21 protein-coding genes are annotated in these 25,085 nt (G+C 72.1%); 16 read left to right on the top strand and 5 right to left on the bottom strand.

Annotated features, from left to right (window positions below; genetic code table 11):
* The first annotated feature begins 39 nt into the window (after positions 1-39).
* Positions 40-1,014 carry a LacI family DNA-binding transcriptional regulator gene (locus tag MMF94_RS10970; RefSeq protein ID WP_241036237.1) on the top strand — a complete coding sequence of 325 codons (975 nt, stop codon included), beginning with the start codon at positions 40-42 and terminating at the stop codon, positions 1,012-1,014.
* A 64-nt stretch (positions 1,015-1,078) separates the two neighbouring features.
* Here MMF94_RS10970 and MMF94_RS10965 read toward each other — a convergent pair whose 3' ends face one another.
* On the bottom strand, positions 1,079-2,113 hold the full coding sequence (locus tag MMF94_RS10965) for a LacI family DNA-binding transcriptional regulator (protein ID WP_241036236.1): 1,035 nt from the start codon (positions 2,111-2,113) through the stop codon (positions 1,079-1,081).
* 109 nt (positions 2,114-2,222) lie between these two features.
* Between MMF94_RS10965 and araB the strand changes: the two genes are divergently transcribed.
* From araB to MMF94_RS10920, 9 genes are all read left to right on the top strand, one after another.
* On the top strand, positions 2,223-3,965 hold the full coding sequence (araB, locus tag MMF94_RS10960) for a ribulokinase (RefSeq protein ID WP_241036235.1): 1,743 nt from the start codon (positions 2,223-2,225) through the stop codon (positions 3,963-3,965).
* On the top strand, positions 3,962-4,648 hold the full coding sequence (locus tag MMF94_RS10955; protein ID WP_241036234.1) for an L-ribulose-5-phosphate 4-epimerase: 687 nt from the start codon (positions 3,962-3,964) through the stop codon (positions 4,646-4,648). The genes araB and MMF94_RS10955 overlap by 4 nt, the downstream gene beginning before the upstream one ends.
* Entirely contained in the window at positions 4,645-6,156 is a 1,512-nt protein-coding gene (araA, locus tag MMF94_RS10950; protein ID WP_241036233.1) for an L-arabinose isomerase, read from the top strand. Before MMF94_RS10955 ends, araA begins: the two co-directional genes overlap by 4 nt.
* Positions 6,157-6,171: 15 nt before the next feature.
* On the top strand, positions 6,172-7,512 hold the full coding sequence (locus MMF94_RS10945) for an extracellular solute-binding protein (protein WP_241036232.1): 1,341 nt from the start codon (positions 6,172-6,174) through the stop codon (positions 7,510-7,512).
* A 45-nt stretch (positions 7,513-7,557) separates the two neighbouring features.
* A complete protein-coding gene (locus MMF94_RS10940; protein ID WP_241036231.1) occupies positions 7,558-8,496 on the top strand; it encodes a carbohydrate ABC transporter permease in 939 nt (312 codons plus the stop codon).
* Positions 8,493-9,368 (top strand): carbohydrate ABC transporter permease, encoded by an 876-nt coding sequence (locus tag MMF94_RS10935; protein WP_241036230.1) that lies wholly within the window; start codon positions 8,493-8,495, stop codon positions 9,366-9,368. Before MMF94_RS10940 ends, MMF94_RS10935 begins: the two co-directional genes overlap by 4 nt.
* On the top strand, positions 9,365-10,909 hold the full coding sequence (gene arfA / locus MMF94_RS10930) for an arabinosylfuranosidase ArfA (RefSeq protein WP_241036229.1): 1,545 nt from the start codon (positions 9,365-9,367) through the stop codon (positions 10,907-10,909). Before MMF94_RS10935 ends, arfA begins: the two co-directional genes overlap by 4 nt.
* 11 nt (positions 10,910-10,920) lie before the next feature.
* Complete coding sequence (locus tag MMF94_RS10925; protein ID WP_379660423.1) at positions 10,921-11,853, top strand: U32 family peptidase; 933 nt, start codon at positions 10,921-10,923, stop codon at positions 11,851-11,853.
* A gap of 205 nt (positions 11,854-12,058) precedes the next feature.
* Positions 12,059-12,847 carry an alpha/beta hydrolase gene (locus tag MMF94_RS10920; protein WP_241036228.1) on the top strand — a complete coding sequence of 263 codons (789 nt, stop codon included), beginning with the start codon at positions 12,059-12,061 and terminating at the stop codon, positions 12,845-12,847.
* Between the two features lie 65 nt (positions 12,848-12,912).
* Here the strand turns inward: MMF94_RS10920 and MMF94_RS10915 are convergent, their stop codons facing one another.
* Positions 12,913-15,657 carry an ATP-binding protein gene (locus tag MMF94_RS10915; RefSeq protein ID WP_241036227.1) on the bottom strand — a complete coding sequence of 915 codons (2,745 nt, stop codon included), beginning with the start codon at positions 15,655-15,657 and terminating at the stop codon, positions 12,913-12,915.
* A 116-nt stretch (positions 15,658-15,773) separates the two neighbouring features.
* Here MMF94_RS10915 and MMF94_RS10910 point away from each other — a divergent pair, with 116 nt between their 5' ends.
* The 5 genes from MMF94_RS10910 to MMF94_RS10890 all read left to right on the top strand — a co-directional run bounded on the left by MMF94_RS10910 (position 15,774) and on the right by MMF94_RS10890 (position 19,348).
* Entirely contained in the window at positions 15,774-17,174 is a 1,401-nt protein-coding gene (locus MMF94_RS10910; protein ID WP_241036226.1) for a hypothetical protein, read from the top strand.
* An 89-nt stretch (positions 17,175-17,263) separates the two neighbouring features.
* A complete protein-coding gene (locus tag MMF94_RS10905) occupies positions 17,264-17,827 on the top strand; it encodes a DUF6197 family protein (RefSeq protein WP_420852427.1) in 564 nt (187 codons plus the stop codon).
* 2 nt (positions 17,828-17,829) lie between these two features.
* Entirely contained in the window at positions 17,830-18,162 is a 333-nt protein-coding gene (locus MMF94_RS10900; protein WP_241036224.1) for a hypothetical protein, read from the top strand.
* A gap of 144 nt (positions 18,163-18,306) precedes the next feature.
* Positions 18,307-18,699, top strand: coding sequence for a PPOX class F420-dependent oxidoreductase (locus tag MMF94_RS10895; protein WP_241036223.1), 393 nt, complete (start codon positions 18,307-18,309; stop codon positions 18,697-18,699).
* Between the two features lie 52 nt (positions 18,700-18,751).
* Positions 18,752-19,348 carry a TIGR03086 family metal-binding protein gene (locus tag MMF94_RS10890; protein ID WP_241036222.1) on the top strand — a complete coding sequence of 199 codons (597 nt, stop codon included), beginning with the start codon at positions 18,752-18,754 and terminating at the stop codon, positions 19,346-19,348.
* Positions 19,349-19,401: 53 nt separating this feature from the next.
* Here the strand turns inward: MMF94_RS10890 and MMF94_RS10885 are convergent, their stop codons facing one another.
* Complete coding sequence (locus tag MMF94_RS10885) at positions 19,402-20,763, bottom strand: MFS transporter (protein ID WP_241036221.1); 1,362 nt, start codon at positions 20,761-20,763, stop codon at positions 19,402-19,404.
* 86 nt (positions 20,764-20,849) lie between these two features.
* Entirely contained in the window at positions 20,850-22,787 is a 1,938-nt protein-coding gene (locus MMF94_RS10880) for a flavin-containing monooxygenase (RefSeq protein ID WP_241036220.1), read from the bottom strand.
* Positions 22,788-22,933: 146 nt separating this feature from the next.
* On the opposite strand from MMF94_RS10880, the gene MMF94_RS10875 reads away from it, so the two are divergent.
* Entirely contained in the window at positions 22,934-23,854 is a 921-nt protein-coding gene (locus MMF94_RS10875; protein WP_241036219.1) for a LysR family transcriptional regulator, read from the top strand.
* Between the two features lie 7 nt (positions 23,855-23,861).
* Here the strand turns inward: MMF94_RS10875 and MMF94_RS10870 are convergent, their stop codons facing one another.
* Positions 23,862-25,061, bottom strand: a complete 1,200-nt coding sequence (locus tag MMF94_RS10870) for a cytochrome P450 (RefSeq protein ID WP_241036218.1) — start codon at positions 25,059-25,061, stop codon at positions 23,862-23,864.
* Positions 25,062-25,085: the final 24 nt, after the last annotated feature.

Genomic DNA, 25,085 nt, shown 5'->3' with positions numbered 1-25,085 from the left:
CTGCTGACCACCAGCTCTGCCGGCCGGGCCGGTGCCGTCGTGCGCATCACGGACGTCGCGGCGCTGGCCGGTGTCTCGCCGGGCACGGCGTCGAAGGCCCTCAACGACACCGGCCAGCTGCGGCGCGAGACCCGCGAGCGGGTGCGGCGGGCCGCCGAGCAGCTCGGGTTCACCCCCGACGGGCGGGCCCGGGCGCTGTCGTCCGGACGCAGCTACACCGTCGGACTGGTCACCACCGACAGCTCCGGGCGGTTCAGCATCCCGATCATGCTGGGCGCCGAGGACGCCCTCAGCGCAGGCGAGATGGCGCTGCTGCTGTGCGACACCCGCGACGACCCGCTGCGCGAGCAGCACTACCTGCGCACGCTGCTCGCCCGCCGCGTCGACGGCATCATCGTGACCGGCCGTCGCACCGAACCGCGTCCACCGATCGCCGTGCCGATCCCTGTGGTGTACGCGTTCAACGGCTCCACCGACCCGGCCGACGCCGCGGTCCTCGTGGACGATCGGGGCGGTGCCGCGTCGGCCGTCATGCACCTCGGGGACATCGGACGCGCGGCGATCGCGCACGTCACCGGCCCGGAACGGCACCGCAGCGCCGTCGAGCGGGCGCGGGCCGCCGCCGAGACGGCCGGGCCGGCGTTCCGTGGGCCCCCGATGTACGGGGCGTGGAGCGAGCGGTGGGGGCGGCAGGCCGTCGACCTGCTGCTGCGCGCCCACCCGGATCTCGACGCGATCTCGTGCGGGAGCGACCAGATCGCGCGTGGCGTGTGCGACCGGCTCCGCGAGCTGGGCAGGCGCATCCCCGACGACGTCGCCGTCACCGGCTTCGACAACTGGGACGTGATGGCGCTGGCCTGCCGCCCGCCGTTGACCACGGTGGACCTGGAGCTGGAGGAGCTGGGCCGGAGCGCAGCCCGCATGCTGCTCGACGCCGTGGACGGGCGGCCGCACCGCGGTGCGGTGGAGCTGCCCACCCGTCTCGTGGTGCGGGGCTCCACGCTGGCCGACTGACCATGATCGCCGCGAGATCGGCGTTTTCGCCCTGTCGAGGGCGGAAATGGGGATCTCGCAGCGATCACGACGGCGGCGGGCAGGAGCTGCGGCGGACCATCAGCTCCGTGGGCACCAGGGGAGGGGGCACAGCGCCTGCGGCCGCGTCCTCGGGACGGATCAGGCCCAGCAGCACGTGCACCGCGAGCTGCCCGGACTCGGCGAAGTGCTGGCGGACCGTGGTGAGGGGAGGGCGGAAGAACTCGGCCTCCGGGATGTCGTCGAAGCCGACGATGCTGACGTCGTCGGGGACGCGACGGTCCACCTCGTCGAGCGCGCGCAGGGCGCCGAGTGCCATCTGGTCGTTGGCGGTGAAGACGGCGGTGAGGGCGGGGTCGGCGGCCAGCATCTCCCGCATCCCCACGTAGCCGGAACGGGCGCTCCAGTCGCCTTCGACGAGCTCGGGCTCCTCGGCGCAGGCGGCTCGCAGCGCCTCCCGCCAACCCTCCACGCGCCACCGGCCGTCGAGCCAGTCCTGCGGACCGGCCAGGTGGTGCACCGTGCGGTGCCCGAGCTCGAGCAGGTGCCGGGTGGCATCGCGGGCTCCGGTGAGCTGGTCGGTGCCGACGGCGGGCGCATCGGCCTCCGACGCTCCGGCCAGGCCGCCGACGAAGACGGTCGGCAGCGCCCGCAGCCCGGCGCTGAGGGCCCGCACCGCGTCCTCCTGTGTGGCGAGCGCGACCACGCCCTCGACGGACTGGTCCTCCAGCCGGCCCAGCGCGCGCACGACGGCGTCGGAGCTGACCCGGTCGACCACGGCGATGCTCACACCGAGCCCGAGCGCCCCGGCGGCCTGCTCGACGCCGTAGAGCGTGGTGACGGGGCCGTGCAGCACCGTGTCGAAGGTGATCACGCCGAGCGTGCCGGACCGGCGGGTGGCCAGCGCCCGGGCCACGGCGTTGCGCCGGTAGCCGAGCTGCTCCATCGCGGCGAGCACGCGGGTCCTGGTCTGCGCGCTGACGTGGGGCGAGTCGTTGACCACGCGGGACACGGTCTGGTGGGAGACGCCGGCCAGCCGCGCAACGTCGGTCATGACGGGGGCCGGTGGCGAGTCGGGCATGTGTCTCATGCTGCCGCATGCCTGATCCGTCGGGTTTCCCCAAGGGGTTGACATTCCGTGTTAGCGCTCACATTGTTAGCGCTCACAACGTTGTGGGGGGAGTTGCTCCGTGAGTGGTCGCGCAGTGCGCACCGTCGACCCGCGCCGCGCCGTGGCTGTGGGGATCGACTTCGGCACGCTGTCCGGGCGGGCCGTGGTCGTCCGAGTGGCGGACGGTGAGGAACTGGCCGACGCCGTGCACCCGTACCCGCACGGGTCGGTGGAGCGTGCGCTGCCCGCCACCGGCGCCGTGCTGCCACCCGACTGGGCGCTACAGGTGCCGGCCGACTGGGTGGAGGTGCTCAAGACCGCCGTGCCCAAGGCGCTGGCGGCGTCCGGGGCGGATCCGCGTGACGTCGTCGGTATCGGCACGGACTTCACGGCCTGCACCGTGCTGCCGACGCTCGCCGACGGCACACCGCTGTGCGAGCTGCCCGACCTGGCCGACCGCCCGCACGCCTATCCGAAGCTGTGGAAGCACCACGCCGCGCAGGCCCAGGCCGACCGGATCACCGCCGTCGCCGAGGAACGCGGCGAGCCGTGGCTCGCGCGCTACGGCGGGCGGATCTCCTCGGAGTGGGAGTTCGCCAAGGCCCTGCAACTGCTGGAGGAGGACCCGGAGGTCTACGACCGCACGCAGCGCTGGGTCGAGGCCGCCGACTGGATCGTGTGGCAGCTGTGCGGGACCTACCTGCGCAACGCCTGCACCGCGGGCTACAAGGGCATCCACCAGGACGGGCGCTACCCGGGCCGGGACTACCTCGCCGCACTGAACCCCGCATTCGCCGACTTCGTCGAGGCGAAGCTGGAGCACCCCATCGGCAGGCTCGGTGACCGCGCGGGCGGGCTCACGGCCCAGGCGGCCGCGTGGACGGGCCTGCCCGAGGGGATCCCCGTCGCCGTCGGCAACGTCGACGCGCACGTCACCGTGCCCGCGGCACAGGCCGTCGAGCCCGGTCAGATGGTGGCGATCATGGGCACCTCGACGTGCCACGTGATGGTGTCCGATCGCCTCGGCGAGGTGCCGGGCATGTGCGGGGTGGTCGACGGCGGGATCCTGCCGGGGCTCTGGGGCTACGAGGCCGGGCAGAGCGGCGTGGGCGACATCTTCGGCTGGTTCGTCGACATGAGCGTCCCCCCGCACTACCACGCCCGTGCCGCCGACCGCGGGCTCGACGTCCACGGGCTGCTCACCGAGCTGGCGGCCGACCAGGCCGTCGGCGAGCACGGGCTCGTCGCGCTGGACTGGCACTCCGGCAACCGCTCCGTGCTCGTCGACCACGAGCTGTCCGGGCTGGTGGTGGGCCAGACGCTCGCCACCCGGCCCGAGGACACCTACCGGGCGCTGCTCGAGGCCACGGCCTTCGGCACCCGCACGATCATCGAGGCGTTCGAACGCTCGGGAGTGCCGGTCGCGGAGCTCGTGGTGGCGGGCGGGCTGCTGAAGAACGAGCTGCTCATGCAGATCTACGCCGACGTGTGTGACCGTCCACTCTCCACGATCGGGTCCGACCAGGGCCCCGCGCTCGGCTCGGCCATCCACGCCGCCGTCGCCGCGGGCGCGCATCCGGATGTCCGCGCGGCAGCCGCGGCGATGGGCAAGGTCAACCGGGCCGTCTACCGCCCTGACCCCACGCGGGCGCGCGCCTACGACGAGCTCTACGCGGAGTACGTCCGCCTGCACGACCACTTCGGCCTCCGGGGCGCGGGCAGCGGCAACGACGTGATGCACCGCCTGCACGCCCTGCGCACGCAGGCACTGGCACAGAAGAACGCAGACCGGAAGACCACGAACGGGAAGGACGGCCGGTGATCCCCGAGTCCGCCAAAGAAATCGTCGACGAGCTGCGTGAGCAGGTCTCGGCCCTGCACGCCGAGCTGGTGCGCTACGGACTCGTCGTCTGGACGGCGGGCAACGTCTCGGCCCGGGTGCCCGGGCACGACCTGTTCCTGATCAAGCCCAGCGGGGTGTCCTACGACGACCTCACCCCGGACGCGATCGTCGCCTGCGACCTGGACGGCGAGCTCGTCGACGGCGAGCTCTCCCCGTCGAGCGACACCGCGGCGCACGCCTACGTGTACCGGCACATGCCCGAGGTCGGCGGCGTCGTGCACACCCACTCGACCTACGCGTGCGCGTGGTCGGCCCGTGCCGAGCCGATCCCCTGCGCGCTCACGGCGATGGCCGACGAGTTCGGGGGCCCGATCCCGCTCGGCCCGTTCGCCCGCATCGGGGACGACTCGATCGGGCGCGGCATCGTCGAGACCTTGTCCGGCCACCGATCCCGCGCGGTGATCATGCAGAACCACGGGGTGTTCTCGATCGGCCCCGACGCGAAGGCCGCGGTCAAGGCCGCCGTGATGTGCGAGGACGTGGCCCGCTCCACCCACATCGCCCGCCAGCTCGGACCGCTCACACCGATCCCGCAGGACGACGTGGACGCGCTCTTCGATCGCTACCAGAACGTGTACGGCCAGACGGGAGCCAAGCAGTGACGGGATCGACCACGGCGGACCGCGAGATCTGGTTCCTCACCGGGAGCCAGGGCCTCTACGGGGAGGAGACGCTGGCCCAGGTGGCCGGCCAGTCCCAGGCGATCGCCGAGTCGCTCGACGCGTCGGGTGCCGCGCCCGTGCGGATCGTCTGGAAACCGGTTCTCACCACCTCCGACGGCATCCACCGCATGGCACTCGAGGCCAACGCCGACCCGCGCTGCATCGGCGTGACCGCCTGGATGCACACGTTCTCCCCGGCGCGGATGTGGATCGCGGGCCTGGACGCCCTGCGCAAGCCGCTGCTGCACCTGCACACCCAGGCCAACCGGTCGCTGCCGTGGGCGACGATCGACATGGACTTCATGAACCTCAACCAGGCCGCCCACGGCGACCGGGAGTTCGGCTACATCCAGGCGCGGCTCGGAGTGGTCCGCAAGATCGTCGCCGGACACGTCGAGGACCCCGAGGTGCAACGCCGGGTGGGCGCGTGGGCGCGTGCGGCGCTGGGCTGGTCCGAGGTGCGCTCGCTGCGGCTGGCGCGCTTCGGCGACACCATGCGGGACGTCGCCGTCACCGAGGGGGACCGCACCGAGGCCCAGTGGCGCTGGGGCGTCACGGTCAACGGCTACGCCGTCACCGACCTCGCCGACGCCGTGCACGCGAGCCTCGACGCCGACGTCGACAAGCTGGTGGCGGAGTACGAGGACCGCTACGACGTGGCGCCGGAGCTGCGCGCGGGCGGCGACCGGCACGACTCGCTGCGGTACTCCGCGCGGATCGAGCTGGGCCTTCGCGAGCTGCTGGCGGCGTCCGGGGCGATGGCGTTCACCACGAACTTCGAGGACCTCGGCGCACTGCGCCAGCTTCCCGGGCTCGCCGTGCAGCGGCTGATGGCCGACGGCTACGGCTTCGCGGGGGAGGGCGACTGGAAGACCGCGATGCTGCTGCGCACGCTCAAGGTCGCGGCAGGCGGGCTGCCCGGCGGCACCTCGTTCATGGAGGACTACACCTACCACCTGGGCCCGGGACGGCCGAAGGTGCTCGGGGCGCACATGCTGGAGGTCTGCCCGTCCATCGCCGCCGACCGGCCGCGGGTGGAGATCCACCCGCTCGGGATCGGCGGCCGGGAGGACCCGGTGCGCATGGTGTTCGACGCCGCACCCGGCGCCGGGGTGGTCATCGGCATGTCGGACATGGGCGACCGGTTCCGCCTGGTGGCCAACGCGATCGAGGTCGTGCCGGCCGACGAGCCGCTGCCCAACCTGCCGGTCGCCCGAGCGGTGTGGGAGCCCGAGCCGGACCTCCGGACGTCGGCGGAGACATGGATCATGGCCGGCGGGCCGCACCACACCGTGCTCTCCACCGCGCTCGGTGTCGAGGAGCTGGACGACCTCGCCGAGCTGGCACGCACCGAGCTCGTCGTGATCGACGCCGAGACCACACCCCGCCGTTTCGCCCGCGAGCTGCGCTGGAACCAGGCCTACTACCGCCTGGCCGGAGCCCTCTGACCTGCTTCACCTGTCGTGACCGGCCTCACCGTCGAGGAGATCACTGTGATGCACCAGTACGTCCGGCCTGCTCTGTCGCGTCGCCGGTTCCTGACGGCCGCAGGCGCCGCGCTCGCCGGTACCGCCCTGCTCTCGGGCTGTAGCAGCGGCGCGCGACCGGGCGCCACGCTCGTGCGCGAGTGGAACCTGTTCTCCGGAGGGGACGGCCAGCGTCACGTCTCCATGCAGGACACGTTCCGGCAGCGCACACCCGGCACGGCGTTGCAGGCGACGGTCCTGCCCTGGGGTGCGCCCTTCTACACGAAGCTCGCGATGGCCGCGGCCGGCGGGCGCGGCCCCGACCTCGCCACGATGCACCTGAGCAGGCTGCCCGGGTTCAGCCCCGCCACGCTGCTCGACCCGTACCCGTCCGACCTGCTGGCCGAATACGGGATTACCCAGGACAAGTTCCTGCCCGACGTGTGGAACCGCTGCGTGGTCGACGGGCAGGTCTACGCCGTGCCGCTCGACACGCACATGATCGTGCACTACTACAACACCGAGATCTGCGGACAGGCCGGGCTGATCGGCGCGGACGGCAAGCTCGTCTCCCCCCGCGGGCCGGACGAGCTCCTCGAACAACTCCGCGCCGTCAAGCAGGTCACCGGCAACTTCGGGGCCTCACTCGAGGCGGAGCAGCCATGGCGGTTCTTCGCGAGCCTCTACGCCCAGATGGGCGGGGAGATGATCGACGCGAACGGTACCCGCGTCCTGCTCGACGTCGACCGCGCCACCGAGGTGCTCGAACTCCTGCGCCGGCTCGCGATCGACGAACAGCTCGTCCCGGGCAGCGCGGACTACCCGGCGACCGTGGCGCTGTTCGGCGGCGGGCAGGCGGGCATGTCGTTCAACGGCGAATGGGAGGTGACCACCTATGTGGACGCCGGGCTCCCGTTCGGCATGGCACAGATGCCCGACGTGTACGGCAGCCGGCTCGCCCTCGGCGACAGCCACACCTACGTGCTGCCGAAGCAGGCCGTCCGGGATCCGGAGGTTCTGCGGGCCACTGTGGAGTACATCGCCGCGATGCTCGAGGACAGCCTCGAGTGGGCCAAGGGCGGGCACGTCCCGGCGTACCAGCCGGTGGCACGCAGCGCCGAGTACGCCGCGCTGAAGCCGCAGTCGGAGTACGCGGCGTCCGCCGGCGCTGTGGCGTTCGACCCGCCGGGGTGGTTCAGCGGTTCCGGCTCGACGCTGGAGACCGTGGCCAACGACGCGCTGGGCAGCGTCATGACCGGGGCCCTGCAGCCCCCGGCGGCTGCCGCGCAGCTGAAGACCGCGCTGCAGCGGCTCGTGTCGATCCCCTCGCCGGTCTGATCCCCGCCTCCCGTCCCGCTTCCCGCCGAGCCACTCGGAGCCGACATGGTCACAGCCACCCCGGCAGCCCCCGCCCCACCCACCCGACCAGCCACGTCCGACCGCGGCCGGCGCCATCGTCCCGGGGAGACCTCGGGGCTGCTCTTCGTGCTGCCGTTCATGATCGTGTTTGCGGTGTTCATGGTCTGGCCGGTCATCGCGGGCCTGGTCAACAGCTTCTTCAACAAGAGCCTGGCCGGTAAGCCATCGCAGTTCCTCGGCCTCGCCAACTGGCGCGAGCTCTTCGGCGACCCCGCCGTGTGGCAGTCGCTCGGCAACACCGCACTGTTCACGCTGCTCAGCACGCCGCTGCTGGTGGTGACGGGGCTGGCGATGGCGCTGCTCGCCCACCGCGCGCGGCGGCTGGGCTGGCTCCTGCGCTTCTCGTACTTCGCGCCGTTCGTGCTGCCTGCCACGGTGGTCTCGCTGATCTGGGTGTGGCTCTACCAGCCCGAGTTCGGCCTGTTCAACAGCTGGATCGAGGCGCTCGGGGGCTCGGCGGTCCCGTGGCTCACCACCGAGGGCGTGGCGATGGTCGCGATCGTGGTGGCCACCACGTGGTGGACGGTCGGCTTCAACTTCCTGCTCTACCTCGCCGCGCTGCAGCAGATCCCGCGCGACCTGTACGAGGCCGCCTCCCTGGACGGCGCGAGCGCCCGCCAGCAGCTGTGGCACATCACGCTGCCGCAGCTGCGGCGCACCACCGGGCTGATCGTCGTGCTCCAGGTGCTGGCGTCGCTGCGGGTGTTCGACCAGGTCTACCTGATGACCGAGGGCGGGCCGAACAGCACGACGCGGCCCGTGCTGCAGTACATCTACGAGACCGGCTTCACCTCGTTCCGGCTGGGCTACGCCTCGGCGATCTCCTACCTGCTCTTCGTCATCATCCTGCTGCTCGCGGTGTTCCAGCTGCGGCTCACCGTCCGGAACAGGAGCGAGCCATGACCGCCGTCGCCGACCTGGCCCCCGAACTGCCCCTCGCGCGCCGGCGAGCCCCGCGTCCCACCGTCGGTGGCGTGATCCTGACCGTGCTCGCGCTGCTGATGGCGGTGCTGTGGCTGGTGCCGCTGCTGTGGGCGCTGTCGACGTCGGTCAAGCCCGAGGAGGAGACCAGGGCGATCCCGCCGGAGTGGTTCGCCAGCCGTGTCACCGGCGAGGCGTACGCAGCCGCGTTCGGCAACAGCGGTCTTCTGCGCTGGTTCCTGAACAGCACCCTCGTGTCGGTGTCGGTGACGGCCGGTGTGCTCGTGCTGTGCTCCCTGGCCGCCTACGGGTTCTCCCGCACCGAGTTCCGCGGCAGGCGCTGGCTCTTCGCCCCGGTCGTGGCCGCCATCGTGGTGCCGTCGCAGGTGCTGATCATCCCGCTGTTCGACGAGCTCGACACGCTCGGACTCGTCGACACCTACTTCGCGATGATCCTCCCGCAGCTCGTGGCGCCCGCGATGGTGTTCATCCTGAAGAAGTTCTTCGACGGCATCCCGCGCGAGTACGAAGAGGCCGCGCAGATCGACGGGGCGAGCCGCCTGCGGATCTTCCTCACGATCATCGTCCCGATGTCGATGCCGGTGCTCACCGCCGTCGCGATCTTCACCTTCATCACCACCTGGAACAACTTCCTGCTGCCGTTCGTGACGACGACCGACCCGGACCTCATGACCCTGCCGCTGGGCCTGCTGGCCGGGCAGACCACGTTCCAGCTCCAGTACGCGCAAGTCATGGCGCTGGCGCTGCTGGGAGGGCTCCCGCTGCTGATCATCTATGTGCTCTTCCAGCGCCAGGTGATCCGCGGCGTGGGCAGCGCAGGTCTCAAGGAATGACCGCTCCGTCGACCCTGGGAGAGAACAGCGTGCTCCACGCCTCCGCGACCCTTGACCCCGCCTTCCGCGTCGCGCCGGTCAGCCGGCGCACCTTCGGCTCGTTCGTCGAGCATCTCGGACGCTGCGTCTACACCGGCATCCACGAGCCTGGCCACCACAGCGCCGACGCCGACGGCTTCCGTGGCGACGTACTGGCGCTGACCCGCGAGCTCGGTGTCTCGACCGTGCGTTATCCGGGCGGCAACTTCGTCTCCGGCTACCGTTGGGAGGACGGCGTCGGCCCGCTGGAGCAGCGACCGCGACGGCGGGACCTGGCCTGGCACACCACCGAGCCCAACACCGTGGGGCTCGACGAGTTCGTGCGCTGGACTCGCAAGGCCGACGTCGAGCCGATGCTCGCGATCAACCTCGGCACCCGTGGGGTCGCCGAGGCGCTCGACATCCTCGAGTACGCGAACCTCCCCGCGGGAACCGCGCTGGCCGACCAGCGGGTGGAGAACGGATCCAAGGAACCGCACGGGATCCGGATGTGGTGCCTGGGCAACGAGATGGACGGCCCGTGGCAGGTCGGGCACAAGACGGCCGCCGAGTACGGCCGCCTCGCCGCCGAGACGGCCCGCGCGATGCGGATGATGGACCGCAACCTCGAACTCGTCGCCTGCGGCAGCTCCAACTCGCGGATGCCGACGTTCGCCGCGTGGGAGGCCGAGGTCCTCGCCGAGACCTACGACCAGGTCGACTTCGTCTCGCTGCACGCCTACTACGAGCCGCTCGACGGCGACATCGGCAGCTTCCTCGCGTCCAACGTGGACATGGACCGGATGATCGAGTCGGTGGTGGTCACGGCCGACCACATCGGAGCGAAGCTGCGGTCGCCGAAGAAGATCATGCTGTCGTTCGACGAGTGGAACGTCTGGTACCAGAGCAGGTTCAAGGGCACGCCCGTGCCCGAGGACTGGCCCGTGGCCCCCCGGCAGCTGGAGGATCAGTACGACGTGACCGACGCCGTGGTCGTCGGGAGCCTCCTGATCTCGCTGCTGCGCCACAGCGACCGAGTGACGTCTGCGGCGCAGGCGCAGCTGGTGAACGTCATCGCGCCGATCATGACCGAGCCCGGCGGCCCGGCCTGGCGGCAGACGATCTTCCACCCGTTCGCCCTGACGTCCCGCCACGCGCGCGGTGAGGTGCTGCGGGTCGAGCCCTCGTCCCCGCGGTACGAGACGGCCAGGTTCGGGGACGTCCCGGTACTCGACGCCGTCGCGACGTGGGACGAAGATTCCCACGAGGCGACCGTGTTCGCGGTCAACCGGCACCAGGACGAGCCGCTGGTACTGGAGGTGGACGTGCGAGGGCTGCCGGTGTCGGCGGTGCGGGAGGCGCTCACGCTCTCGGACGACGACCGGACCGCGACCAACACGGCCGCGCAGCCGGACCGGGTGGTGCCCCGGCCGAACGGAACCGCCGAGCTGGCCGACGGGCGGCTGCGGGTGCAGCTTCCGCCGGTGTCGTGGAGCGTGCTGCGGCTCGGCCAGGGCGAGTGAGGGGAGCGGGAGTGGAGCGAAGCATCCGCGAGGCACTGGTCGAACGGGGGTACGCCCGGTCCGACCACGGCGTGCCCGAGAGCACCAAGCGATTCCCCGACGGGGCGCAGTGCCGGGTGGAGATCCCGAGCACCGAAGGCCCGGACGTGCTCGACGCGGTGCTGGAGGAGGCCGACGCGCGTGGCGTGCCGGTGCACCGGGTGTCGCAGGGCAGCGGCGCGCTGCTGCTCACCGACGCCGAGCTGGAACGGATGGCGACCACCTCGGCCCGCCGCCCGGTGGAGCTGAGCTTGTTCGCCCGGCCGCTCGCAGGCTGGGGCGCGGCGTCCGCGGCCTCGCACGCGCCGGGTGGCGCGGCGCTGGGTGCGCAGGCCCGGGGGACCGAGCAGCTCGTGCACGTGCTCGAGGACATCGCGCGGGCGGTCGACGCGGGTGTGCGGAGCGTGCTCGTCACCGATCTCGGGGTGCTGGAGACCGCGGCGGCGCTCCGCACGGCCGGGAAGTTCCCCGCCGACCTGCAGTTCAAGATCAGCGTGCAGATGGGGCTGTCGAACCCGGCCGCCATCCGGCTGGCCGAGCGGCTGGGCGCCGACACGTACAACGTGCCCACCGACATGACCCTCGGCGAGCTCGCCGCGGTCCGCGCCGCCGTCGACATCCCGCTGGACGTCTACATCGAGTCGCCGAACGACCTCGGCGGGTTCGTCCGGCACGCCGAGATCGCCGACATCGTGCGGGTCGCCGCGCCGGTGTACCTCAAGTTCGGGCTCGCGAACACGCCGGTGATCTACCCCAGCGGCACGCACCTCGACGCGGTCACGATCGCGCTGGGCCGCGAACGGGTGCGGCGGGCGCAGATCGGGCTCGAACGGCTTCACCGCGACATGCCCGAAGCGGTGATGTCGGCGATCCCGGCGGCCGGACTCGCCCTGCCGAGCCCCTGAGACCAGGGGCGACTCGGGCCGTCAAGTCGAAGTGCCCGGGGTCATGTCCGGGCGGCCACATCTCCTACGAACAGGCCAGGTACCCCGACCGGGCGCTGCCCGGCGCCCGGCCCGAGAGTTCCAGATCTCCTGTCTTCATGTGATACCTCGCGTATGTCGTTCCGGGTTTCCTATTCCTGCATCACCACTGGACCCAGGAGCAGTAATGAAGATCAGGAACATTGCCGTGGCGCTGGCGGCGACCGCCGCCGTCGGTCTGTTCACGGCGTCGACCGCGGCTGCGGCCGCGCCGGCCCGCGACACGCCGAAGCCGACCATCGTCCTGCTGCACGGCGCCTTCGAGGACGCTTCGGCCTGGAGCGGGGTCACCCAGCGGCTGCAGCACGACGGCTACCCCGTGATCGCCCCCGCCGTCGGTCTGAGGGGCGTCGCGGCGGACACCGACCAGCTCAAGGGGGTCGTCGACGCCGTCAAGGGCCCGAAGGTGCTCGTGTCGCACTCCTACGGCGGGATGCTCGTCAACGGGCTCGCCTCCACCCCCGACGTGAAGGCACTCGTGTACGTCAACGCCTTCATCCCGCAGCCGGGCGAGACCGCGGGGCAGCTGAGCTCGCAGTTCCCGGGCAGCCTGCTCGGCCCGACCACGTGGCACGCGGTGGACAGCCCGGCGGGCCCGGAGCTGTACGTCAACGCCGACAGCTTCCGCGAGGTCTTCGCGGGCGACGTCCCCGCCGCCACCGCGGCCGTGGCCGCGGCAGAGCAGCGGCCGATCCTGGCCACCGCATTCGCCGACAAGGTCACCGCCGCCCTCCCCGGCGGGCTCCCCAAGTACGCGCTGATCTCCACCGACGACAAGGCCATCCCCACCGCCGCGAAGGTCTTCATGGCCAAGCGGGTGGGCGCCAAGATCACCGAGGTCGCCGGGTCGCACGCCGTGGCCGCCTCGCACCCGACGGTCGTCGCCGATGAGATCGAGAAGGCCGCACGGCCGTAGGACCGCCTCGCTCCCCGGTCCGGCACGGGGGGTGACGGGCGGGCGTGTCGCGCCCCGCTGGCCCGTCACCCCTCGTGGTGGAGGGCCGGTCCCGGTCCGGGCTCGTCTGCCCGGGACAGGACGAGCTTCGCCAGCTGCACCCGTGAGTGCACGCCCAGCTTGGTGAACACCGCGCGCAGGTGCGTGTTGATCGTGCTGGGGGACAGGTGGAGCTCGGCCGCGGCGGACCGGTTCGTGTGACCGTCCGCGATCAGCCCGGCGACGCGGCGCTCCATCGTCGTCAACGACTCCCAGCCGGTCGCGGCCCGCGGCCGAGACTCGGCGGAGCCACGGGGACGGCGCGCTCCCACCGGCTGCAGCAGCCGCTGGACCCGCAGCACTGCGGCCGTGGCACCGCACGCGGCGAAACCGTCCCGGGCGCGCTGCAGCGACTCGGCACTGGACGGGTCGCCCCTGTCCAGTGCCGCCCGCCCGACCTCCTCCTCGGAGCGGGCCAGCAGCAGCGGACGCGGAGCCTGCCGCAGCAGGTCGACTGCGCCGGCCGGCTTCCCGATGAGCAACCCGTGCGTCAGGGCCGCGGCGCCCGCCATACTCGCGACGCCGGGGTTGCGCGCCGCGAGCGCGCCCAGCACGTCGTCGGCGGCATGCAGGGTGTCGCTGTCACCGCAGCGGTGGGCCGCGCACGCCGCCTCGACGAGAAGCTCCTCCGGCCACGGCACCGCCCCCGCAGCGAGCTCCCGCACGAGCCCGGCGGCGGCGCGGGGCTCGTCCTCGTCGAGCGCGAGCAGCGCCCGCCCGACCGGCATCGGCACTCCTCGCCGTTCGGCGTCGGCGATCCGGGACCGCGCCTCGGACGGCTCGCCGCGGTGGAACGCGACCAGGACGAGTACGTGCCATAGCCGAGCATCGACGGTGTCGCCGATGTCGCCCGACCATTGCAGAGCGGCCGTCGCGGCAGCCTGCGCGGCGTCGAGGCGGCCGGCGCCCAGCTCCAGAACGGCGCGGACCACCGCCACCCGGGGAGCCTGCCAGGGATCGGAGTCGATGCCGTGGGCGTCGAGATCGGCCAGCCGCGCCAGCGCGCCGTTGATGTCGTCGAGACGACCGCGGACCAGCAGCTCGCGCAGTTCCAGCCGGCTTGCGTGCAGGCTCCCCGCCTCGCCTGGGCCGTCCTCACCTAGGCCCTCCTCAGCCGCGGCCCTGGCCTGCTCGTAGTAGCCGCGTGCCGCCCCGCACTCGCCGGCGCGTTCGGCCTGCTCGGCGCGGGCTACCAGCTGCAGTGACCGGGCGACCGGATCCGGGGCGACCTCGCCGGCATCCGAGCCGGTGGCGAGGGCGGCGTAGGCGGCGAGTCGTGCGCGGAGCGCGGGAGCGGCGCCGGTGAACCGAGGGTCGCGGGTGCGCCCGGCGAGCTCGCCGAGCCGCCCGGTCGACCACAGATGCGGAGCGAGGCTCAGCTGGGTCACCGCGGCGGTCCCGGGCGACACCGCGCCCTCCAGCAGCCGGTCCACGAACACCGCCGCCTCGTCGTGGTGGCGGGCGGTGACCAGGATCGTGACCACGTCCCTGGCCACCTCCTCCCGCTCGGGATCGTCGTCGGCCACGAGCTCGAACGCCCGCTGGATGAGCGTCACCGCCGTGACCGCCATGGTCCTGAGCAGCTCCTTCGCCGCGCGTTGCAGGACCCGTACCGCAGTGGCGTCGCCGGGCACCGCCGACGCGAGGACGTGCGGGGCAGCGGCAGCGTGTCCGCGCCCGGAGGCGATGAGGTGCGCCACCACGGACCGGTGCATCGCGGCCCGCGCGGACGGCGGCATGTCCTGGTAGACGGCCCGGCGCAACAGCTCGTTTCGGAAGGTGATGGTGACACCGTCGTCGGTCAGCAGCCCGAGCCCGATGGCCTCTTCGAGGGGGCCGGTCAGCTGCGTGGCCGGCTCGCCCAGCAGCTGCGCGAGGTCGTCGAGCCGGGACTGCACCCCCAGGACGCCGGCCGCCCGGAGCAGGGCCCGGCATCGCTCGGACGCGCCGGCCGTGCGCCTGCGGACCCCGTCGAGCAGCCCGGCGGGCAGGTCGTCGCCGTGGTCACCGGCGTCGTCGGGCCCGATCAGGCCCCGGAGCAGGGCAACCGCCAGGAACGGGTTGCCGCGCGTGCCGAGAAGGCGCTGGGCCAGCTCCGGGCCGGCCGCGTGTCCCAAGTGGTCGACGGCCACGGCGAGGACGGCCTCGTCGCGCAGCGGTGCCAGGTCGATCCACCGCACCCACCTGTTCCGCTCCATGCCGCCTACGACCTGGTCGGCCGGACCCCCGGCGGCCGGACGGGTGCCGAGCAGAAACGCGATCGGTGCGGACCGCAGCCTCCCGAGGAGGATGCGCAGCACGAACGTCGTCAACGGGTCGGCCCACTGCGCGTCGTCGAGCGCGATCAGCAGGGGCGTCGACCCGGCCCGGCGCTGCAGCAGCACGGCCAGGTGCTCGGCGAGCCAGAGCGGCTGCACCGTGAGCGGTGCCAGGTCGAGGAACTGCTGCGAGTTGAGCAGCGGCAGCGGCCCGCAGCGCAGAGCCGGACCGAGCGACGCCAGCGGGCTCAGCTCGTCGGTCTCGTGCGCGGCCGCCGCTGTGGCGGTGAACCCGAGTGCCGAGGCCTGGTCGACCGAGGCGCCGAGCAGCGCGCTCTTGCCGATCCCGGGCTCGCCGCGCACCACCACCAGCGCCGACCGACCGCTCTGCGCGTGGCGCAGCGCGGCCAGCACCGTGCCCAGCTCGGCGTCCCGCCCGCGCAGTGGGCGGGCGGCCTGGGGCACGGCGGGCATCAGCACTTTCTACCAGCGCGGTCCGGACCCGGAAGGTGACGGATACGACTGTTCACTGAACAACGGCGCACGGTTCTGAACCGACGTCATCCACGTTTCTGGTGGAAAATTGCGGTATGGCCGATAACGATCGTATCGACCTGGTCGTCGAAGATGTCTGGGACGAGTTGCCCGAGGAGCTCCGCCGAGAGCTCGTCGAGCGCCGGACGACATCGTCCGAATGGGGCCCTTACGCACGTGAGGGCTGGCCCGGCAGGCGCTGGGAACCACTCCGACCGGTGGTCGTCCGGGAACGGGCCTACCGGGGCCTCGAGTTCATCGCGTCCCGGCTGTTGCGCCTGGCCGTGGAGGCGTGCTGCCGCCGTGCTTCCACGCTGGGCGAACTGCATCGGGTACTGCGCTTTCCCCACCAGATCCCCGTGATGAATCCTGATCGCCCGCTGGTGCCGGAAGAACTCAACCGATACGCCCGTCCCGACATCCTGATCGAAAAGGGACGGCCGCGTTTTCTCGAGTTCAACATCAGTACGCGGCTCGGCGGGGACGCGGTGGCCCGCTGGCTCGCGGATGCCTATACCGAGTTGTGCCCGGAGATCGGCCTGCGTACGCCGCCCTCCACGGTGGCGGCGCGGTGCGCGGCGCTGAACCGCACGCTGCCGGTCGAGAGCCGCAACGGCGCGCCTGGCCGGTTGCTCATACCGATTCATTCGGTGGTCGACGGCAGGGGCGCACGTCAGCGCCGTGACCAGATCAAGCCGCGCATCGTGGCCGGTGCGCAGCAGCTGGGCTTCGAGGTCTTCCAGGCCGACCTCGCCGACCTGAGCCTCGACGCCGACGGCCGCCTGCTCGCCTCCGAGGTGCCGCTCGACGTCGTGCTGCTCCGGTGGTACGCCCACGACCGCATCATCGAGGACGGCGGCGGGCTCGCTGCGCTGCGTACCGCGGACCGTGCCGGGACCGTCGGGCTGTTCCCTCGCCCGGAGTCGACGCTCGTCTCGTCGAAGGCGGTGCTGTCCTGGCTGCGCGAGGACTGTGATGCAGGCGTGCTCGGACCGGCCGACCGAGCCCTGGTGCGTGCCTACGTTCCGTGGACCGTGTGCCTGGGTCTGGGCGGGAATCCGGAGGTGGAGAGGAATCTGCTGCGCATGGCGGCCGGTGAGCGCGACCGGCTGGTCGCGAAGCCGGCCGTCGGCCAGTCCAGTGAGGATGTGATCTTCGGGAACCAGACGTCTGCGCAGGATTGGCAGTCGGCTGTTGCCGATGTGGCGCGCGAGACGCCCCTGGTCCTCCAGCGCCGCGTCGAATCCGGCCGCGTCACGATGCCCTTCCGCGATCGGGAGTCCGGACAGCAGGTCACCGCGCGTGTGCCGTTCGTGCTCAGCCTGTTCATGGTCGACCGTGCGGCGGCGGGCATCCTGGCGCGCCACATGACTCCGGACCTCCCCGCCGGGGATGTGGTGATCGGTATGCGTCACGGCGCACGCCCGAACGCGGTGCTGTTCGCACCGGCCTCATGAACCACGAGGTGCGGCGCCGGACACGTAACCTGCGATGGACCGTCGTCGTAGGCCCGGCCTGCATGAGCCCGGGAGGAGCCGCCGTGACAATGGAACTGCGTATCGCACCGCCCCTGCAGGAACGCCCTGCCGGAGTGCGGCAGCGGTGGCGGGAACGCCGCCGGGAGCGGCAGCGTCTCGCCCGCCAGGACCGGCTCGCGGCGCACCTCGCCGAGCTCCACCGGATCCGGGCCCTGATCGGTGACGCCCGTGCGGTGATCGCGTCGGGCTGGGTGCAGCAAGGCTGGTTCACCTACCGCGACCCGCAGGGCCACCAGCGGACGATCAACGCCGGCAACCTGCGGAGCATCGGTGATCGGCCGGTCACCGGGGCCTGCCTGGTCGGGGCGATCGTGCAGGCGGGTGGCGGGCTCGCCGCGGTGCGGTCCCAGCCCGTGCAGCGGGCGCTCGACCTGACCTGGCACACGCTCTTCGGCGACGACCGCGAGCCGATCCGCTGGTGTCCGGCCCCACCCATCCGCTCGGCGCAGGTCCGGGACCTCACGCGGTGGAACGACCAGTCCGAACGCACGTCCGACGACGTGGTCTCGCTGCTGGACGCCACCGAGCGGGCGGCGGGCGCGGAACTCGAACGCGCGCGCGGAGGAAGCTGACGATGCCGGGGTACGCGCACCGGGCCGTCCTGGTTGTTCCGGAGGACGAGGAGACGGCGGCGCCGGGCGGGGCGATCACGACCGAGCTGTGCGGACGGTGGGAGCACGAGCCGCCGTGCCGGTACCCGCACGTCACCGAGGTGGTTGCCCGCGACGCGGACCGGGTGACGGTACGGACGTTGTTCGCGTGCGAGCCGGCCGAGGTCGTCTCGGTGCGGGCCCGCATCTCGGACGCGCTCGATCGCTGGACGGTGCTGGACGAGGGGCCCGACCCGGGCCCCGACTCGCTCGGCGAGTGGGCGGCGCGGCACGGATACCCCGCGGCGCCCGCCTAGAACAGGCCGTCGATCCAGCGGACGGCGGTCATGATGCGGCCGAGCTGCCGCACGACGCCGACCGCGGGCAGCAGGCGCGGAGCCCGGACGCGCGCGTCTGACCCCCTGCCACCGCGAGGACCACGGCCGAGAACGATGCGGGTCGTGGACATTCCCGACGGTCTGCTCGACCTGTTGCAGCGCCCGAGCCCCTGTTACCTCGCCACCACGATGCCCGACGGGTCGCCGCAGCTGACCCAGACCTGGGTCGACACGGACGGCAAGCACGTGCTGATCAACAGCGTGCAGGGGTTCCAGAAGATCAGGAACATCGAACGCGACCCGCGCGTGGCCCTCACCGTGTCGGACCCCGACCACGCGGCCCGCTACTACGCGGTGCGGGGCCGCGTCCTGGACGTCACCACCGACGGTGCCGCCGAGCACATCGAGAAGCTAGCGCAGCGCTACCTGGGAGGGCCCTATCCCTGGTACGGCGGCCGTGACCAGGTCCGGCTGCTCCTCTCGATCGAGGTTCTCCGGGTCAGCGGCATGGGGTGACGCGGCCGGCCCGCGACCGATGAGTCCCGGCCGCGGGCCTGGTCGTACCGGTATGACATCCGCATCGTTCGTCGATCTCGCCCCGGCCGCCGACCGTGTCACGCGCCTGCTGGACGCGGTGACCGACGACCGGCTGGAGGCCCCTACCCCCTGTACCGACACCACGGTCGGCGCCCTGCTCAGCCACCTTCTCGGCCTCGCGGAGGCGTTCCGGGCGGCCGCGGCCAAGGAACCGGACCTCGGCGCACCACCGGCCGTGCAGCCTCCGCTCGACCCGCAGTGGCGCACGCTGCTGCCGAGGCGGCTCGACGCGCTCGTCGCCGCGTGGCGTGACCCCGCGGCCCGGGACGGCATGACGTCCGTCGGCGGGGTGCAGATGCCGGCGACCGCTATAGCGGCCGTAGCGCTCGACGAGCTCGTGCTGCACGGCTGGGACCTCGCCCGTGCCACCGCCCAGGCCTACGCCGTCGACCAGGAGAGCGTGCAGGCCTGCCTGGGATTCGTGGAAGCGGCGGCGCAGCCCGAGGGCGTTCCGGGGCTGTTCGGCCCGCCGGTCCCGGTGCCCGGGGATGCACCGCTGCTCGACCGGCTCGTCGGGCTCAGCGGGCGTGACCCGGCGTGGACGCCCGCCACGTCGGTGAGCCGCTGACGGTTCGCTGCCGCGCTCGTCCGGGAGGCCGGACGAGCGCGGCAGGCGCCCGCTCAGGCGGGTGCGCTGTCTCGCAGGGGCTCGTCGCCCGCGCTGCCGGTGAGCGCGGCTCCGGGGTCGGTCTCCGCGCCCGCTTCGCGGGGAAGGAACCACACCGCGATTCCCGAGAGCAGGGCGAGCCCCGCGATGTAGGCGGCCACCCACATCGACGAGCCCGTTGCTCCGAGGATCGCGGCCGCCAGCAACGGCGTGAGCCCGCCGCCGAGAACGGCGCCGAACTGGTAGGACATCGACGCGCCCGTGTACCGCACGTCGGTGGTGAAGGCGCGCGACACGATGATCGCCTGCACCGCCACCAGCAGGCCGAGCACCAGTCCCATCGCGAGCATGGCCAGCAGCACCGCAGGAACCGCCCCGGTGTCCATCAGGCCGAACACGGCGAAGGGCACGAGCACCGAGAGCACCGAGGCCACCGTAAAGATCTGCACGGCGCCGACGCGGTCGGACACACGGCCCGTCAAGTAGGCCACCACCAGATACACCACCGACCCCGCCGTGATCGTCAGCAGCATCGTCACCTGCGGCACGTGCACGGTCCCGGTGCCGTAGGAGAGCAGGTACACCGAGAGCAGGTAGCCCAGGCCGGACGGGGCCAGGGTGATGCCCATCCCGAGGATCACCGTGCCGGGGTTGTTGCGCAGCACGTCGAGCGCGGGAAGGCGACGCACCCTGCCGCGTTGCCGGGTGCGCGCGAACTCGGGGCTCTCGGCGAGCCGCAGCCGGACCACCAGTGCCACCACGACGAGCACGGCGCTGAGCACGAACGGGATGCGCCAGCCCCACGCCGCGAACTGCTCCGGGCCCAGCGACAGCGAGACACCCAGGAAGACGAGGTTCGACAGGAGCGTCCCGGCCGGCAGGCCCATCTGCGGGAACGACGAGTAGTACCCGCGCTGGCCCTCGGGGGCGTGCTCCATCGCCATGAGCACGGCGCCGCCCCACTCCCCGCCGACGCCCAGGCCCTGCACGAACCGGAGCACGACGAGCAGGATCGGCGCGGCGATGCCGATCTGGGCGTAGGTGGGCAGCAGCGCGATGAGGAACGTCCCGATGCCCATGAGCATCAGCGAGACGACGAGGGTCTGCTTGCGCCCGAGCCGGTCACCGAAGTGGCCGAAGACGATGCCGCCGATGGGGCGGGCGAGGAACCCGACGGCGAACGTGCCGAACGCGGCGAGGGTGGCCGCGACCGGGTTGATGTTCGGGAAGAACTGGGGGGCGAAGATCAATGCGGCGGCGGCGCCGTAGATGTTGAAGTCGTACCACTCGATCGCGGTGCCGACGAAGGTGGCGGCGGCGACCCGCCGGGTGTGCTCTTGCGGACTCGCGGCACTGCGAGACGCGGAAGTCCTCACGGTCGCTCCTGGGGGGCTGAGGTTCGGGGGCCGGGGGATGGGGATGGGGAATCGGGGGACGGGGTCGGTAGTCGGGCGATCGTGGATCAGTCGATGTGAAAGTCCGCCGGGACGGGTTCACGCACCATGCGCCAGTAATCCAGCACGGTGAACGGCCACACCTGCGAGGCCCGGCCGGTCGCGTTGCGGTACCAGCTGTTCACGGTCGCGACGCCCCAGGCCATGCGCCGGTTGCCGGCGTCGACGTGCTCGTTGAAGGCGTCGTGGACCTCACGCCGCACCTCCACGGTGGACGCCTGGGACTCCAGCAGCAGCCGCACGCATCCCAGGATGTGCTCCACCGCGATCTCTGAGAAGAGCAGGATGCTCCCGTTGATCACGAGGCCGGTGTTGGGCCCGAAGACGCAGAAGAGGTTGGGGAAGCCCGGTATGTGCACGCCGAGGTGGGCGCGGGCGTCACCGGCCCACTGCTCGTGCAGGTCGACACCGTCGCGGCCGCGCACGGTGATCGGCGCGAGGAAGTCCGACGCGCGGAAGCCCGTGGCGTAGATGAGGACGTCCACCTCGTGGAGCGTGCCGTCGGCCGTGCGCACCCCGTCGGGCGTGATCTCCGTGATGGTCTCGGTCACCAGGTCGACGTGGTCCTTCTTGAGCGCCGCCGGCCACACGCCGTTGTCGCGCATCATCCGCTTCGAGCCCGGGGCGTAGGCCGGCATCACCTTCGCGAGCAGGTCGGGGCGGTCGCCGAACTGGCGCCGGAGATGCGTCACGAGGGCCTGCCGCAGTGCCTCGTTGGCCGGCGACACGGAGATCGGGTGCTCCCAGCGGGGGTCGACCTCCATGAACGGCCGCCGCCCCTCCACGGAGGTCCAGAACTGCAGGAACCGCAACCAGCGGTGGTAGTAGGGCAGCTCGCGCAGCAGGTGCAGCTGCTCCTCTGGGGTCGGGTCGTGGTAGGTCGGCGTCGGGAGCATCCACGGTGGGGTCCGCTGGAAGACGGTGAGCGCGCCGACGCGGTCGACGATCGAGGGCACCACCTGGTAGGCGCTCGCCCCGGTGCCGATCACGGCCACCCGCTTGCCGGTGAGGTCGACGTCGTCGCGCCAGCGGGCGGTGTGCCAGCTCGGGCCTGCGAACCGGTCGCGGCCGGGAACGTCGGGGTAGCTGGGCTTGTTGAGCTGGCCCGTCGCGCTGACGACGACGTCAGGCTCGAACACCGCGTCGGATCCGTCGGCGCGGCGCGCCCGCACCGTCCAGCGCCTGGTGTCCTCGTCGAACACCGCCTCGACGGCCTCGTGCCCGAACCGGACGCAGTCGCGCAGGTCGAACTTCTCGGCGACGTCTCGGAAGTAGCCCCAGATGTCGTCGCGGGCGGAGAACAGGTGCAGCCAGTCCGGCCGCTGGGAGAAGGAGAAGCTGTAGGCGAAGTTCGGGGTGTCCAGCCGGGCTCCGGGGTAGCCGTTCTCCAGCCACACCCCGCCGACGTCGTCGTTGCGCTCCAGAACCGTCACCGGGACCCCGGCCTGACGCAACCGGTGTGCGGTGACCAGCCCCGACATCCCGGCCCCGATCACCACGACCTCGACCGTGCGGCCGGGTGCCACCTCGGCGGCGGTCCAGTCCGGCGCGCCCGCGTCCACGGGCAGCCCGAGCTCGTGGGACATGAGCGGCAGGTAGTCGTCGGCGACGTCGCCTGCCACGAACCGCATCAACCGGCGCAGGGTCGCATCGTCCGGATCGGGTGCGGGCACGGCGCCGCGGTCGCGGAATGCCTGCAGGGCGGCGAGCGCCCGGCGGCGGGCCAGCTCCTGTGCCTCCTCGGACATCCCACCCTGCGGCTCCACCAGGTCAGGGCGCAGGCGCAACGGCGGACGGAGCTCGTCGGCGACCAGTGACATGTCGCCGGTCAGGTGGGCGAGAGCGGGAAGCAGGGCCGGTAGCTCGGCCCCGGCGATGGCCGAAGCGAGAGCGATGTCGTCGTCGAGCAGCGCGACGAGCCCGGTGCCGGCGTCCACGGTGGTCACGATCGCAACTGTGAACGTAGGTGGCCCCCGATCGGAAATACCGGTTACGAGCGCCCTCATGCCGTATAGGAATCACCCACACCGGCGTGGCGCTATCCGCACGTTCCGTGCTGTGATCGCCGCACGGGACAGAGGGGCGGGTGGCCATGGAGCTGAGGCATCTGCGCTCCTTCGTCGCTCTCGCCGAGGAACTGCACTTCGGACGGGCCGCGCAGCGGGTGTTCCTGGCGCAGCCCGCGTTGAGCAAGCAGATCTCCGCACTGGAGAAGGAGCTGGCGGTCAGCCTCTTCGAGCGCGACAAGCGCCAGGTCGTGCTGACCACGGCAGGCGCCGCCCTGCTCGAGGACGCCCGGCGGCTCCTGACGCAGGCCGACGGTGCTGTGGAGCGCGCGCGCTCGGCCGGTCGGGGTGCCACGGGGATCCTGCGCATCGGCTTCATCGCCCCTGCCCTCTACGACCTGCTCCCGCCGGTGCTGCGCGTGTTCCGGGCACGCCATCCGGGTGTGCGTCTCGCGCTGGAGGAGATGCACAACACCGAGGCCGTCAACGCGGTTCGCAGCCGGTACGTGCAGCTCGCCTTCGTGCGGCTGCCGATCGAGCCGGTCAGCGAGCTCTCGGTCGTCACGGTGCGGTCGGAGCCGGTGATGCTCGCGGTGCCGGAAGGCAGCGCGCTGGCCGCGCGCGAGGCGGTGGACCTCGCGGAGCTCGCGGACGAGGACATGATCCTCATCGCCCGCTCCCAAGAGCAGGAGCTGCACGACTACTACGTCACCCAATGCGCCGCGGCGGGGTTCAGCCCGCGGATCAGCCACGAGGTCGACCGCACGCACGTGGCGCTCGGCCTGGTGGCGAGCGGCCTCGGCGTCTGCTTCGTGCCGCGGTCGGGCCGGCGGGTGGCCCAGCCCGGGGTCGTGTGCGTGCCGCTGGCCGGAGCGTCGTTGCGACTCACGATGGCAGCCGCGTGGCTCGGTGAGCCCGACTCGATCGTGCGCAACTTCCTCGCTCTGTGCCCGGTGGAGCGCCAGCACCTGTCCACGACACGCGCCACGCCCGTCGCGAGCCTGTGAGTCGTCGTCAGGCGGGGGTGACGCGCACCGGGATGCTCGCCCACCCCTTCAGCGTGTTGTTGAGCTTGGGGACCGGATCCCCGTCGAGCTCGAGCCGCACGGCGCGGCGGGCGAGTGCGCCGAGCACGAGCTCGGACTCGAGCCGGGCGATGGGCTGGCCGACGCACTGATGGATCCCCATGCCGAACCCGACGTGGCCGGCGGCGGAGCGGCGGATGTCGAACGACCCGGCGTCCTCACCCCAGTGGCGTGGGTCCCGGTTGGCCGAGCCGAGGAAGAGCAGGACCTTGGAGTCCTTCGGGATGGGTGTGCCGGCGACCACCGCGTCGAGGCTGCTGGTGCGGAAGAAGGTCTGCACCGGCGACTCCCACCGCAACGTCTCGTCGAAGGCGAACTTCGCGAGCTTGGGATCGGCGTGCAGGGCCGCCCACTGGTCAGGGTGGCACGCCAGCGCGTACACGCTGTTGCCGAGGCCGTAGACCGTGGTGTCGAGACCGGCCGTCAGCAGCGAGCGCACGAGCAGCGGCGCCTGCTCGTGGGTGATCTCCCCGCGGTCCGCGGCCGCCCAGATCTCGGCCCCGAGACCTCCGGGCGCCAGCTCGTCGCGCTCGCAGCGGGCGAGGATCCACTGCTGCACCGGCGCTGCCGCAGCCAGCGCGTCGGTGAGCAGCTGGTTGCGCGGGCCGAAGGCGTTGAAGGCGAGCGCGCCGTAGGGGAGCAGATTCTCCCGTCCCTCGGCCGGGAGCCCGACCGCGTCGGGGAAGACCTGCAGCGGATAGACCTCGGCGAGGTCGGTGACGGCGTCGAAGCGGCCCCGCGCGACGAGAGCGTCCGCCAGGTCCTCGGCGACGGGCGCGAACCTCGCCCGCATCGCACGTACCGCGCGCGGTGCGATCACCCCGTTCATCGCGGTGCGGACGACGGTGTGGTCAGGCGGGTCGGCCTCCAGGAGCAGGCTCGGCGGGCGCCACGGCTTCTCCTTGGCGAAGTCGGGGAGACCCGCCCCGCGGCTCGACACGAATGTCGCCCAGTCCGTGAGGCTCGCCTTGACCTCCGCGTACCGCCCCATCGCCATCAGGTCGTAGCGCGGCAGGTGCACGACCGGCCCGGCCTCACGCAGCCGCGAATGGAACGGGTAGGGGTCGGTGAGGACCTCGGTGCCGAAGGGGTCGTCTTCCAGGGCGGGCACGGTCTGCGCAACGGTCATCGTGGCCTGCCGTTCTGTGGTCGG

Origin of the sequence: Pseudonocardia alaniniphila, assembly GCF_022524485.1 — a bacterium.
Taxonomy (GTDB): domain Bacteria; phylum Actinomycetota; class Actinomycetes; order Mycobacteriales; family Pseudonocardiaceae; genus Pseudonocardia; species Pseudonocardia alaniniphila.
The sequence above is the reverse complement of the archived record's forward strand: the minus strand, read 5'-3'. Positions and strand labels throughout refer to the sequence as shown.

Excerpts from the sequence above, each read along its gene's own strand:
- MMF94_RS10965 (WP_241036236.1), bottom strand. The coding sequence starts at position 2,113 with ATGCCCGACTCGCCACCGGCCCCCGTCATGACCGACGTTGCGCGGCTG.
- MMF94_RS10940 (WP_241036231.1), top strand. The coding sequence starts at position 7,558 with ATGGTCACAGCCACCCCGGCAGCCCCCGCCCCACCCACCCGACCAGCC.
- MMF94_RS10935 (WP_241036230.1), top strand. The coding sequence starts at position 8,493 with ATGACCGCCGTCGCCGACCTGGCCCCCGAACTGCCCCTCGCGCGCCGG.
- arfA (WP_241036229.1), top strand. The coding sequence starts at position 9,365 with ATGACCGCTCCGTCGACCCTGGGAGAGAACAGCGTGCTCCACGCCTCC.
- MMF94_RS10920 (WP_241036228.1), top strand. The coding sequence starts at position 12,059 with ATGAAGATCAGGAACATTGCCGTGGCGCTGGCGGCGACCGCCGCCGTC.
- MMF94_RS10915 (WP_241036227.1), bottom strand. The coding sequence starts at position 15,657 with ATGCCCGCCGTGCCCCAGGCCGCCCGCCCACTGCGCGGGCGGGACGCC.
- MMF94_RS10910 (WP_241036226.1), top strand. The coding sequence starts at position 15,774 with ATGGCCGATAACGATCGTATCGACCTGGTCGTCGAAGATGTCTGGGAC.
- MMF94_RS10905 (WP_420852427.1), top strand. The coding sequence starts at position 17,264 with ATGGAACTGCGTATCGCACCGCCCCTGCAGGAACGCCCTGCCGGAGTG.
- MMF94_RS10900 (WP_241036224.1), top strand. The coding sequence starts at position 17,830 with ATGCCGGGGTACGCGCACCGGGCCGTCCTGGTTGTTCCGGAGGACGAG.
- MMF94_RS10890 (WP_241036222.1), top strand. The coding sequence starts at position 18,752 with ATGACATCCGCATCGTTCGTCGATCTCGCCCCGGCCGCCGACCGTGTC.
- MMF94_RS10875 (WP_241036219.1), top strand. The coding sequence starts at position 22,934 with ATGGAGCTGAGGCATCTGCGCTCCTTCGTCGCTCTCGCCGAGGAACTG.
- MMF94_RS10870 (WP_241036218.1), bottom strand. The coding sequence starts at position 25,061 with ATGACCGTTGCGCAGACCGTGCCCGCCCTGGAAGACGACCCCTTCGGC.